The sequence below is a fragment of the Victivallis sp. Marseille-Q1083 genome (assembly GCF_903645315.1).
Classification (GTDB): Bacteria; Verrucomicrobiota; Lentisphaeria; order Victivallales; family Victivallaceae; genus UMGS1518.
Map to the genome: position 1 here is coordinate 1,962,330 of NZ_CAHJXL010000001.1, position 11,918 is coordinate 1,974,247.

Sequence of the window (11,918 nt, forward strand, 5' to 3'; positions counted from 1 at the left end):
CGTTACCATCCCATGTTAGTCAGATATTCCGCGACCGGTCCCAGCACGGCGACCGGCAGGAACAGCAGCGCTCCGATGAACAGGACCGTTCCGGCCAGAACGCCGCCGAAGAGCCCGGTATCGGTTTTCAGGGTGCCGACGGTTTCCGGCACGAATTGCTTGGCGGCGAGGCTTCCGGCGAGCGCCAGCGAGAGCACGATCGGAATGAAGCGTCCGAGCAGCATCACGACGCCGGTGGCGATGTTCCATGGCGCCGTGTTGTCCCCCAGTCCTTCGAAGCCGGAACCGTTGTTGGCCGAGGCGCTGGTGAACTCATAAAGCATTTCGGTGAAACCGTGGAAACCCGGATTCAGCACGGTGTCGCGGCCCCAGGCCGGAATCACGCAGAAGAGCGCTACGCCGCCAAGGATGCACAGCGGATGCAGCAGCAGGATCGGCAGCGCGAATTTCATCTCCCGCGTTTCGACTTTCTTGCCGAGGTACTCCGGCGTGCGTCCGACCATCATGCCGGAGATGAACACCGCGACGATAATGTAACTGAACATGCCGAGAAATCCCACGCCGATGCCGCCGAAAGTCGTATTGAACCACATGCCCGCCAGCGGTACCAGGCCGGTCAGCGGATTCAGGCTCGAATGCATGCTGTTCACCGATCCGTTGCTGGTACAGGTGGTAAACGTCGCCCAGATCGGGCTTTGCGTCACGCCGAGCCGCAGTTCCTTGCCTTCGAGGTTGCCGCACTCCGCGACCGCGAGGCCGCGCAGGGCCGGCGCGGGAGATTGTTCCAGCGAAATTGCCAGACTGATTTTGACCAGCAGAAACGCCAGCATCACCAGAAAAATCACCAGCGCATGGCGTTTGTGTCTCGTGATATGGCCGTACAGCCAGACGCAGGCCATCGGGATTACCACCAGTGAGACGCATTCGACCAGGTTGCTGTAGAAGTTCACGTTTTCCAAAGGATGCGTGGCGTTCGGGCCGAAGAAGCTGCCGCCGTTGGTGCCGAGCTGTTTGATCGAAACGAAAGCCGCCACCGGGCCGCGGGCGATCGTCTGCACTGCTCCTTCCAGCGTCCGTGCGATTGCCGCGCCTTCAAAGGTCATCGGAACGCCGCAGAAGACCAGCAGCAGCGCGGCGACCGCCGCCACCGGGAGCAGCACGCCGCAGGTCGAACGCCCGAGGTCCAGGTAAAAGTTGTTCGGTTGCCGCGAGCCGCCGAGCCAGCGCGCCAGCGCCGTCAGCGCCGCCATGCCGGTTGCCGCGCTGACGAACTGCAGCCACATCAGTCCGAAGAGTTGCGAACCGTAACTCAGCGCGGACTCCCCGGAATAGTGCTGCAGGTTGGTGTTGGTCACGAATGACGAAACCGTGTTGAACACCAGATCCTGATTCAGCGCGCCCATCCGGTCGGGATTCAGCGGCAGAAGCTGCTGGAATGACAGCACCAGCCAGACGAAGACGAACATTACCAGGTTGAACAGCAGCAGCGCGGCGCTGTACTGTTTCCAATTCTGATCGCTTTGCGCCGCCCGGCCGATGACGCCGTGCAGCAGTTTTTCGAATTTCGTATCCGTTTCGGGACACAGAACGCGGTACATCCATTTCCCGAGCGGGATGGAGAGCGCCACCGCGATGCCGATGGTCCCGATCATCAGAATGACATTCATCGGAACACCTCAAAACCTTTCCGGTTTGTAAATGACATAGCATAAATACCCGAAGCAGCCCAATGCGGCCGCCGATGCGATTAAGAGCATGATTGATCTCCTCCGGTTGGCAGGGTAAAGGTGAATACGGTACCGGTATTCTCTTTGCTCCGCACGTTGATGTTGCCGCCGTGGGCGGTGATGATTTCCTTGACGATCGCCAGTCCGAGGCCGACGCCGCTGACGGCATCCTGCCCGGGGCCGCGGTAAAACGGCTCGAAAACGTGGGTTGCCACCTCTTCGGACATGCCGCACCCGGTGTCAGAAACGGCGAATTCGACGGCATTGTCCCGCGCTTTGGCCGAAAGCCGGATTTTCCCGCCCGGGGGAGTGAACCGGACCGCGTTGCCGATCAGGTTGTCAAACGCGTAATTGATCCGGTTCAACGCCACCGGCACGGCCGGCGCCAGCGGATCGCAATCGGTTTCCAGCGTGATGGAATGCGATTGGCATTCCGCCAGGAAACGGTCCTTCGCATTCAGCAGCAATTCATTCGGCGCATGCGGTTCGGTGACGAGTTTGCCGGGTTTGGAGGCTTTGTTGAGGTCCAGGAGGTCGCCGATGATCTCGGTCAGCCGCTGGCTGTCGTCACGCATGGTCATGATCAGGTCGAGTTGGTCGGGATTGAGCGCGCCGCACTTTTCTTCCAGCAACAGGTAAATCGACATCTGCAGGCTGGTCAGCGGCGTTCTGAGCTGGTGCGACACGGTGGAAATCACGCTGCGCTTGAGTTCCTGCTGTTCGTGGGCCAGCGTGACATCTTTCAGGATCACCACGACGCCGGTGAGCTGTTCGACCTGGGCGTCGGCCGGAAGCGGCACGGCCATGGGCTGAAAGAAGAATTCCTTGCCGTCGATGAAATGCTGGATGATGCCGTCGTTTTTGCCGGAAATGCTGACGACGCCGTTCTGGCGGACCTGCCGGAATATGTCCGGCAGCCATTCGAAGGAAAATTCGCCGAGCTTCCGCCCCTCTTCCAAACCGAAATATTGGCGCGCGCTCCGGGTCGCCAGCTCGATCCGTTCGCTGCGGATATCGAAAACCGCGATCGGAGTCGGCAGCTCGCTGAACACATCCTTGTTCATCTGCTCGGAACGGTGGAGTCGCCCGACCAGCTGGCTGCGGGCGTTGCGCAGCGCGATCGCCATCGCGTTGAACGAACGCGCCAGCTGGCCGATCTCGTCGTTGGATTTTGAATCCGGCGCCAGTGCGAGATTGCCGTTGGCGATCTCGTTGGTCATATCGATCAGTTTCTGCAGCGGCCGCTGAATCCAGCGCGTCAGAAGCAATGAGAAGACGATGATGAACGCGAAACAGCCGATCAGCAGCCCGATCCCGCGCCGGAACAGGTGGTCCGCTTCCGTACGGGCGAGGTTGTTGGCTTCGGTCATATTGTTCTGGTTCACGGTCAGAATACCGCCGATTTCCTGTTTCAGTTCCTGAAAGAGCGGAAAGGCCTTTTCACGATAGAAGCTCATCCGCTCCGTCGAAGGGCGTTCCGGTTTCCGGAGCTCCGGCAGCAGTGCGATGTATTCGGCCAGCATCCTGGCGACTTTTTCCGCCCGCGCGCCCTCGGTCGGAACGGTGATGTTGTCCAGTTCCGCTTTCCACTCCCGTTCGATCTTGTCGACCTGCTCGGAGAAAAAGCCGGGGGCGGCGGTCTGGCCTGCGAAAGAGAACAGAAGACCGCTGTCAATGCGTTCCAGCGCCTCGTTGACATTCTGACAGATGATGACACTCTGGTAATTTTCGCGAAGAATGACATCCACGGCGCGGCCAAGCTTATCCACCTGGCGGAGCATCAAAATCCCCGGGACCGCGAACGCCAGCAGCAGGATTCCGAACGAGATTAGAAATTTCTGTTTGATATTCATATTCGAACCTTTGTTGAATCACCGGCAATAATTAGCAAAATTCATGCCATGTCTATTTTCCGGGGCAAGACGGACCGGAAACCGGCCGATCTATTGCAAAATGCAATATTCCCGGCTTGCAACCTGCAATTCACAACCCGTATTGTTTGCGTTTGCGCCACAGGGTCGTTTGGTCGATGCCGAGCTTTTCCGCCGCTTCCTGAAGCGAAGCGGTCGCTTCGATCATACGGCCGATATGTTGCTTTTCCAGCTCTTCGAGGGTGCAGGCTCCGCAATTTTTCGGCGGATTCCCGGCGGTCCGGAGCGTATCCGGCAACGCGCCGGGAAGAATTTCCGGGCCGTTGGAAAGAATCACGGCGCGTTCCACCGCATTGCGCAGTTCACGCAGGTTTCCCGGCCACGCATAATTCAGCAGCGCCTCCCGCGCCGCTTCGGAAAACCCGGCGACTTTCTTGTGATTGGTCCGGGCGAAAAATGCCAGCATGCTGTCCGCCAGCGTCCCGATGTCCTCAGGTCGTTCCCGGAGCGGGGGAAGCGTCAGTTGGAAGACGTTTAGCCTGAATGTTGCATGAAACTTTCGAATCGTCGAGAAATGTTCAGAAGATTCGGAAGTTTTTATTTTCAGAGTCGGATATTGTCGTTTTTTTGCAAATTGAGCATATTCCCCCTTTCCCCCGTTGTTGTTCGGCGAGCCGGGGACAGCTCTCCAAGGTTTTATTCCCAAGCGATGATTTTCGCAGCGATCAAGCGGAGGAGTTCCTGATTTGGACAAGCACTTGAAAGAGCAACATAAATTTTTCTGGTATTCCGCCGAATAATGGCACCGATTTTCACCAGGTATAAGCGAATGCTGCCGCAGGTAGCCTCGGCAAATTGAGTTCCTGTCAACAACAATGCCCGAAACCGTTCCATGAGAATATAAGCCAAACTTGAAAGCAGAAGCCGGAATTGATTTGCCGCAAAGTCATGGCAGCTCGTCCGATCAGCGAAAAGATCCAGCTGCTGTTCCTTGATCCTGTTTTCCATCTCACCTCGGGCGCAATAGACTTTTTCATAAAGATATTGTCCATCATCATCAAGATTGGTGACGATAAAACGATTATTCGGTCCGGGGGAGTTGAATTCCGCTTTGGCAATCACCCGGCGCGGGTATTTCCAAGTTCCTGCCGCATATTCGAACTGAGTAAACAGTTTTGCTTTTTCATGTGTTTCGTTGTAAAGTGCTTCCGCTTTCACTTGAAGATCTTTTGATAATTCCAGCAAACGTGGATTTTTCGCCAATCCGACAATATATTTGACCTCATTTTTATCACACCAGTTCAGCATTTTCTGCCGACAAAAGCCACTGTCTCCCCGGAAAATAATCTTAACCTTCGGCCATTTCTGCCGAAAGCGCTTTACCAGTAGCGAGAGAATCGCCCAAGCATGCTTGGCCGCATCAATTTTTGATGGACGCAAATAAGCCACAAGCAATTGATCCCCGCAGAAAACATACAACGGCAAAAAGCAATAGTGGTCATAATAGCCATGAAAAAAGCGATTTTCCTGCATCCCGTAAGTGAGGTCATCGGTAGCATCGAAATCAAGAATCAATTCTCGAGGCGGCGTGGAGAAACTTTCGATAAAGAATTCGACAAACAATCGGCTCAAATCTACGCAAGCACGACGATCGATTCCATTTTCGAATCGACATAAAGTGCTTGGAGTGGCGAGTTGACGATCACGACCGACAACAGTTTGAATCAGCGGATCAGTTCGCAATTCATGATGGTCATTGAGATCTTCATGGCCGGCAACCAAACCAAAAACTCGTTGACGAAGCATGCTCAGATAGGAATGCTCAACTTTTCCGGGCTGTCGAATATCAAAAGAATCCAGCAGGTTACCGGCGCGCCGGGTCAAACCGAGTTTGCGGTCGAATTCTTTCACAAAAAGCAACCCGCCGTCACTGCTGATATCTCCACCGGCGAAATTGAATTCAATTTTTCTGCTTTTCGGACCTTGAAAGACCGGAATCGAAACATTACATTTTGTCATTGGCAGACCTCGGCGTTATATTGTGATGTAAGATATTACAATATAATACGTTAGTCGAGAATCTGCCTCTTTGTTTTTGAAAATTTACGCAATATTCAGGTTAGCCGGAAAAACAGGTCTTCGCGGAACCGTTTTTCCCGCACCGCCTCCTCCAGCTCAAGGTTGGTCGCGGCGATGATCCGTACGTCGGCCCGGCGGGTCTCCGCCGCTCCCACCGGCTCGTATTCCCGGTCTTGAAGGAAACGCAGCAGTTTGGGCTGGACCGCCGCCGGCAGGTCGCCGATTTCATCGAGGAACAGCGTCCCGTGATCGCATGCCGCAATCCGTCCCGGGTTGTCCTTGACGGCTCCGGTAAACGCCCCCCGGATATGGCCGAACAGTTCGCTGGACAGCAGTTCCGGCGACAGCGACGGGCAGGAGATTACCCCGAACGGCGCATCGGCGCGCCGGCTCCAATGGTGAATGGCTTTGGCCAGTACGGTTTTGCCGGTGCCGCTTTCGCCGCGCAAAAGAATGATGGCATCGGAATCCGCCACCTGGTGCGCCATTTCAAGCGTGCGGCGCATGGCCGGATTGGCGGAGTCGAAGATGCCGTCCGGATACAGGGATTTCAAATCGGCGGCGAGGGATGATATCCGATTTTCCATCGAACGGAGTTTTTCGGCTTTACCGAGAATCACATCGATCTGCGCCGGATTGAACGGTTTGCCGATATAATCGAACGCTCCGAGTTTCATTGCCGAGACGGCGGTGTCCACCGAAGAAAAGGCGGTCATCACGACAATTTTGAGGTCGGGATTGTCGGCGAGCAGCACCGGGATCAGGTCTAGGCCGTTTTCCGCGCCGAGCCGCAGGTCGAGAAATACCGCGTCAAAGCGTTCCTTGCGGTTCAGACGCGCCGCCTCGTTCGCGCCGGAGGCCGCCGCCGAGGTGTGTCCGTTTGTTTTCAAGTACATTCCAAGCGTTTTGCGGATGTTCGCTTCGTCATCGATAACCAGAATATTCATGGCAGTTGCTCCTTAATTCGGATCATGAAATTAGCAAAATCCGTGCCAATCCTTTGGGGGAGGTCGCGGCAACCGGAACCGGCGCTTGTTGCATTGCATTTTGCAATACAATATAAAGCAGATCAATTCATTTTGCAATGTCATTCAAGACCGTATCGCCGGATTGCTTCTTCCGCCAGGCGGTTGATTCCCTGTCCCGGTTCGATCCCGATGATTTTGCCGTCGAATTCAGCGCGGAATTTTCCCAGCTCCCTGATCGACCGGACCGGAATATCCTCCGGGACTGCGATGCCGAGCCGGGCGCCATGCAGATTCGGACCGATTATTTCAACCCGGTCGGCGATGGCGGCGAATTCCTGTTGATAATAACGCGGCAGCCAGACCGACAAGTGGACATCCTGCGTTCCGCCGGCGAGTGCTTCGAAACCGATCGGCAGTGTGGTCGTGGTCAGCACGACTTCGCATTTGAGCCGTTCCTCCAGCAGCACTTTGATCAGATTTCCGGCGGTCAGTTCATTCAGAAAACCGTTGTTGACGATCCGGATTTCCGCCCCCGGCTCCGGCTGTACGCCGTCGAGGAAGCGTCCGATCAATTCGGGATGTTCGGCGATCCATTCCCGGGCATTGGCTTCGTACTCGCCTTTGCGCACGGTGCTCTTCCAGGTCAGCGACTCCAGGTCGGCCGGTTCCCAGCGGAATTGACGCAGGAATTTCATCACCTGCGGGTGGTCTTCGCCAAATCCCCGACGCACCACCGTGCAGATATCTTCCTCCTGTCCGAAGACGTTCAATGGATCGTCGAGGTAGCGTATTTTGAGTTTGCTGTTCATCCAGTGCGGCCGCCAGGCGGTTGCCGCCAGGTATTTCCGGTTTTTTATGGCATATTCCATCTCCTGGATCATGGCCGGAGTCGTGGAAGCGACCACCCGGAATCCTTTGGCCGCGGGAACGTTCCGGCCGTTCCGGAGGTTAAAATACAGCAGCGTGCCGAAACAGAGGATGACGAGAATCAAATCTGTTTTGTGACGTTTCAGAATGTTCATTTTTGCTCTCCTTTTTTTGATTGCCCGGCTTGATTTTCTGTCAATATCACGATATTTTATTTACGTTGCGAGTGGAATCGCGACTGCCGAAAAGTTTTCAGGTTTAGCAAACCAAAGCGGCATAAAACAGAAAACATTTTTTTTGTCCGGAAATTTTGGGCTTTTGTGTGAACCGGGTAACGGGTGCTGCCGACTCGGAAGGTGTTCCACCACCGACCACAAAAGCCCTCTTTGTTTCCGGACGGAGGAAATCACCATGAAAAACCATTTCCCCCACTGGCAGCCCTCGTTCCGGGAGCTGGTCGCGCTGAAAGCCGAACTGTCCAAACTCCGGAAGCAGACCGCGCGGCTCCGCGAACAGCTTGCGGCGCTCGGCCTGGCGGACGCGGAACTGCCGGAACTCTCCGACGTGCAGCCCGCATACGCGGCGATCGGCCGCGAAATCGTTTCCCGGAGGCTCTGCCCGTGTTTCAGCGTTTGCGCGAAAGCGCAGGGAAAGGCGGTGGCGAAATGAGCGGAAACAAACTCATGGAAGCGGCGCGGCTGCTGGACGACATCACGCCGGAAGAAAAGGCAAAACTGGAGGCGTTCGGCGACCGCCTGTCGCCGATATTGGAGCCAACCGGCCGATCCACTATCAAAATCACTTACCATTTCGCGCCGAAGTTGTCCGGTCATGGCAAGGCTTTGAAGCGGTTCCGCCGCAAAATCGCCGCCGCCTATCCCGGTTTGCGCGAGCTGCGCCACGATCAGTTGGCTGAACTGGCCGATCTGGTACTGCGCTCCTGTGCCGTCAACCGGAAAAATTTGGCCGACGCGGTTTGGAAATGCGACGAGTTGCCGGACAAAATTCGCGCTTATCTGTACGCGTTTCTGACCGATATCCGGGAGGCAAGGCATGAATGACCCGCTGGTGAAAGGCGGCTGCGGCCATTCGGACGCGGAAGCCGAGTTTTCCGGGCTGGCCGGCGGCTGGTGCCTGATCGCGGCGGCCGTGTTCGTCATCGTCGCGGCGTTTTTCTCCTGAAATTTTTCAATCAACCCCGGGCGGCCGTGAATGGCCGCCCTTTTTTTATGCGAACTCGAGCCCCAATCTCAATGTTTCGGCCGTCATGTTGACGGTGGTGATTTCCTGCGCGGCCGAATCGCCGATCCGGATGATCATGCCGGGCCGCAGCGCCGGCATGAACGCGCAGTCGGCCCCGGTCGCGGACAAATTTGTAAACACTTTTGGATCGAACCGCAGCACCTGCCGCCGCCGTTTGACCTCCGCGGCGCTGCCGAGATAGAGCGCTTTGTCCGGCTGCTCCAGCGCGATCCAGTCCGGCACTCCGGACAACTGCCCGATCAACTGCAAAGCCTCCCAGCCGGGGCCGAGGTTGACGAAATGCGGTACCGGCCGCTGCGGCCAGTCGCCGGCGGTGCGGAACGCGACGCCGGAAAGCCGCTGCAATTCGCCGATAATTTCGGCCAGCTTGGAATTGCGCCTGGCGATCGGCGCGCGGCCGGCCAGCTTTCCGGCCGCCGCCCGGATCACCAGCCGCTGCTGTCTGGCGTCGATCCGGACGCACTGTTCGACGTAGCCGGCGAAATAAAGCGCCGCTTTGCCGTTGATCCCGGCGTAAATCTGCACGTCGCCGGCCAACGGTTCCGGCGACTGCACCGCGACAATGCCGCGCCCCGGCGCGTCGCGGTCGAGCACCAGCGCGATCGAGACGATCGGCAATTCCCGCCCGTTTGCCTTGAAAATCTGGTGAATCTTCATTGCACCGCCTCTTCTATTGCGGCGTTAAGTTCGGCCGGATCGGTTCCGGGTAATACCGTTTCGCCGTCGGCGTCGGGTTCGACGGTTTCCGGCGCGGCGTTTTCCTCAAGCCGTTCCGATACCGACCGTACCTCCTGCAGCTTGAATGAAACGGAAAAGGCGCGCAAGCCGTCATGTTCCTGGACGTCGAGCGAGCCGGAAAAAATCACCTGGTGAATTTTCAGCAGCCCGGCCAATTCGTCGACGATATCGTAAACGACCGGATCGCCGGCGTCGTCGATCGCGGTCGCGAAGTCGAGCAGCTCGGACAGTCCGGTTTTGTCGGCGATCGGCAGCACCAGCGACACGGAAAGCTCCTGCGGCTTGTTGCCGGCGGCGGCCGTCGCGGAGCCGCTGCCCTGTCCGGACAGGTCTTTGCGCTCCAGCGGCAGCGACGAATTTATTTTGATGTTTTTACCGGGAACGGTCAGTTCCCGGCCGTTGGCCGACAACAGCATAAAAACCTCCGATTTTTGCCGATACGGCAGTTGCAATATATCAAATATGATATATATTGATTGTTGAAAGGAGTGCGGGAATGGCTTGGGAAGTCAAATACTACAATAATTCGGTGGCGGAGGAAATTTATAACCTGCCTGACCGTACGGTTGCGAAATATCAGCAGATTGTCGAGCGCCTGAGCCGTTTCGGCCCTTCGGAACAGCGCCTGCCGCACTTCAGGCATTTGACCGGAAAATTGTGGGAAATCCGGGCGATTGCCCATGATGGTTCGGCGCGGATTTTTTACTGCCTGGCGGATCAAAATTGTTTTATCATATTGCATTCTTTTTTGAAAAAATCGAATGCAACCCCCAAAAAAGAGCTTGAAAAGGCGCTGAAGCGTCTGAAGGAGGTGCAGAATGACTGAAGACAAGTACAATCCGGTGCCGCATGACCATGAAAAATTCATGAAAAAGGTGATGTCAACCGAAGAGGGACGGCAGGCATATGCCGAAGCGCAACGGGAATTTGCGATACTCGACGCCCTGCGTGAGGCCATCGCCGAATCCGGCTTGACCCAGGTGGAACTGGCGCGGCGCATGGGCACCAGACAATCCAACATTTCCCGTCTCCTTAACGGCAGCGTCATTCCCGGCTGGAAGACGGTTAACAAGGTATTCCGGGCGACCGGGCGCGCCATTGTGAAAATTGAAACCAAACCCATTGCGGATACTCCCGTCACTTCCCGATGACCGACACGCCGAGGCTTTTCCCCTCCGACCAGTCCGGCAACCCGTCATGGGAGGTTTCTTCCTGGACCGCGCCGTAAGCGCGGCCGTCGATCCGGGTCATGGTGACGTCGTTCGGCTCGTAATAGGTGCGGTGCGAAAACGACTGGCAGCCGGCCAGGAGCAGCACGGCGCAGAAAACGGCCGGCAAGAGCCAGAACTTGAATTTTTTCAGATGGTCGAGAAACAGCCCGTGCAGCAGCGCCAGCACGCCGCGCGCCGAGTATCCGGCCAGCGCGATCGCGGCGGTGCGGAGGTTCTCGCCGACGTCGTATTCAAGCAAAACGTAATGGATCAGCAGTCCGGAAAAAATCGCGATCACAATTTCGGAAATGGCCTTTTTCATATTGTACGGTTCTCCTTCCTTACGGTTGACCAGCGTCCCTGCAAAGCCGCCGAATGCGGCCAGCGCGATCACCGGCAGCAGCTCCAGAATTTTTCTCATTTTTCCCCTTTCAAAACTTTTTCAGCGTATTGCCGGGCGTGTTCGATCAGGCCGTTCTGATCGCTCCAGGCGAACAATGACGACGGGAACGGCGGCACGTGGATCATCGTCACATTGTCGAGTTCAGGCCAGCCTGCTTCGTAAATTTGCGTGGTTTCGCGTTCCATCGTCGCCAGCATTGCGGCGGCAGCCCGTCCGATTTTGTTGTCCGGCATGGCCGCGGCGACGGCGTCGTCACAGCACAGGATCATGTAAATCCGTTCATAGCCGCCGATTTCGGAAATCTTCGGCGTCGGGATCATATTCTTGACGCCGCCGTCGATAAAATAATCGTCGCCGATTTTGACCGGCGAGAAGATTTCCGGGAACGCGGCCGACGCCATGACGGTCGCCGGCGTCGCGTCGCACATCATTGCCGCGTAGTCCGGCAGCCGCGTCACCGCGACCCGGACATGCCGCAGCGGCCCGGCCGGCAGCCGGCTTTGCAATAATTCAAACATGCCGTCGGCGTCATAAATGTAATCGCGACGGCCGACCGGCAGCAGCGCCGAAACCGCCGGGCGGAACAGCTCTCCGACCGGCGTCGATCTGATCAATTTGGCCATCGCTTCGGCGGTCAGGCCGGAGCCGTGCAGCGCGGCGACGATCGCGCCGGCGGAGCTGCCGCGATACTCGTCAAATTTGACGCCGGAAGCGTCGAGCGCCAGCAATACGCCGGTTGCGCATTCGATCTGCCGGCAGCCGCCGCCGTTGATGATACATAATGTTTTCAA

Annotated in this window: 15 protein-coding genes; 5 read left to right on the forward strand and 10 right to left on the reverse strand. The window is 56.8% G+C overall.

The annotated features are described in order from the left end of the window. Positions 1 to 2: 2 nt before the first annotated feature. The 6 genes from kdpA to HWX74_RS07940 form a co-directional block, all read right to left on the reverse strand. Positions 3 to 1,667, reverse strand: a complete 1,665-nt coding sequence (gene kdpA, locus HWX74_RS07915; protein ID WP_176013028.1) for a potassium-transporting ATPase subunit KdpA — start codon at positions 1,665 to 1,667, stop codon at positions 3 to 5. 80 nt (positions 1,668 to 1,747) lie between these two features. Continuing rightward, a complete protein-coding gene (locus tag HWX74_RS07920) occupies positions 1,748 to 3,580 on the reverse strand; it encodes an ATP-binding protein (protein WP_176013029.1) in 1,833 nt (610 codons plus the stop codon). Positions 3,581 to 3,710: 130 nt separating this feature from the next. After that, positions 3,711 to 4,064 carry a helix-turn-helix domain-containing protein gene (locus tag HWX74_RS07925; protein WP_176013030.1) on the reverse strand — a complete coding sequence of 118 codons (354 nt, stop codon included), beginning with the start codon at positions 4,062 to 4,064 and terminating at the stop codon, positions 3,711 to 3,713. Positions 4,065 to 4,294: 230 nt separating this feature from the next. After that, on the reverse strand, positions 4,295 to 5,617 hold the full coding sequence (locus tag HWX74_RS07930) for an IS1380 family transposase (protein WP_176012100.1): 1,323 nt from the start codon (positions 5,615 to 5,617) through the stop codon (positions 4,295 to 4,297). Positions 5,618 to 5,712: 95 nt separating this feature from the next. Next, positions 5,713 to 6,624, reverse strand: a complete 912-nt coding sequence (locus HWX74_RS07935; RefSeq protein WP_176013031.1) for a sigma-54 dependent transcriptional regulator — start codon at positions 6,622 to 6,624, stop codon at positions 5,713 to 5,715. A gap of 140 nt (positions 6,625 to 6,764) precedes the next feature. Continuing rightward, positions 6,765 to 7,667, reverse strand: coding sequence for a glycine betaine ABC transporter substrate-binding protein (locus tag HWX74_RS07940; RefSeq protein ID WP_176013032.1), 903 nt, complete (start codon positions 7,665 to 7,667; stop codon positions 6,765 to 6,767). A 256-nt stretch (positions 7,668 to 7,923) separates the two neighbouring features. Here HWX74_RS07940 and HWX74_RS07945 point away from each other — a divergent pair, with 256 nt between their 5' ends. Genes HWX74_RS07945 through HWX74_RS20475 form a run of 3 tightly spaced genes read left to right on the forward strand, consistent with a single transcriptional unit; the run spans position 7,924 to position 8,694 of the window. Further along, the gene (locus HWX74_RS07945; RefSeq protein ID WP_176013033.1) at positions 7,924 to 8,181 is read left to right on the forward strand and encodes a hypothetical protein; all 258 of its coding nucleotides are present in this window, start codon (positions 7,924 to 7,926) and stop codon (positions 8,179 to 8,181) included. Then, positions 8,178 to 8,573 (forward strand): hypothetical protein, encoded by a 396-nt coding sequence (locus HWX74_RS07950; protein ID WP_176013034.1) that lies wholly within the window; start codon positions 8,178 to 8,180, stop codon positions 8,571 to 8,573. Before HWX74_RS07945 ends, HWX74_RS07950 begins: the two co-directional genes overlap by 4 nt. After that, on the forward strand, positions 8,566 to 8,694 hold the full coding sequence (locus HWX74_RS20475) for a hypothetical protein (RefSeq protein WP_303048094.1): 129 nt from the start codon (positions 8,566 to 8,568) through the stop codon (positions 8,692 to 8,694). Before HWX74_RS07950 ends, HWX74_RS20475 begins: the two co-directional genes overlap by 8 nt. Positions 8,695 to 8,739: 45 nt before the next feature. Here the strand turns inward: HWX74_RS20475 and HWX74_RS07955 are convergent, their stop codons facing one another. Both HWX74_RS07955 and HWX74_RS07960 read right to left on the reverse strand, forming a co-directional pair. Beyond that, positions 8,740 to 9,432 carry a hypothetical protein gene (locus HWX74_RS07955; RefSeq protein WP_176013035.1) on the reverse strand — a complete coding sequence of 231 codons (693 nt, stop codon included), beginning with the start codon at positions 9,430 to 9,432 and terminating at the stop codon, positions 8,740 to 8,742. Then, positions 9,429 to 9,929, reverse strand: coding sequence for a hypothetical protein (locus HWX74_RS07960; protein ID WP_176013036.1), 501 nt, complete (start codon positions 9,927 to 9,929; stop codon positions 9,429 to 9,431). The genes HWX74_RS07955 and HWX74_RS07960 overlap by 4 nt, the downstream gene beginning before the upstream one ends. Before the next feature lie 80 nt (positions 9,930 to 10,009). On the opposite strand from HWX74_RS07960, the gene HWX74_RS07965 reads away from it, so the two are divergent. Together HWX74_RS07965 and HWX74_RS07970 are read left to right on the forward strand one after the other, a co-directional pair. Next, the gene (locus HWX74_RS07965; RefSeq protein ID WP_176013037.1) at positions 10,010 to 10,339 is read left to right on the forward strand and encodes a type II toxin-antitoxin system RelE/ParE family toxin; all 330 of its coding nucleotides are present in this window, start codon (positions 10,010 to 10,012) and stop codon (positions 10,337 to 10,339) included. Then, positions 10,332 to 10,664, forward strand: coding sequence for a helix-turn-helix domain-containing protein (locus HWX74_RS07970; RefSeq protein WP_176013038.1), 333 nt, complete (start codon positions 10,332 to 10,334; stop codon positions 10,662 to 10,664). The genes HWX74_RS07965 and HWX74_RS07970 overlap by 8 nt, the downstream gene beginning before the upstream one ends. Here the strand turns inward: HWX74_RS07970 and HWX74_RS07975 are convergent. Beyond that, positions 10,651 to 11,145 (reverse strand): phage holin family protein, encoded by a 495-nt coding sequence (locus tag HWX74_RS07975; RefSeq protein ID WP_176013039.1) that lies wholly within the window; start codon positions 11,143 to 11,145, stop codon positions 10,651 to 10,653. The genes HWX74_RS07970 and HWX74_RS07975 overlap by 14 nt on opposite strands. Next, positions 11,142 to 11,918, reverse strand: a complete 777-nt coding sequence (locus HWX74_RS07980) for a patatin-like phospholipase family protein (protein ID WP_176013040.1) — start codon at positions 11,916 to 11,918, stop codon at positions 11,142 to 11,144. Before HWX74_RS07980 ends, HWX74_RS07975 begins: the two co-directional genes overlap by 4 nt.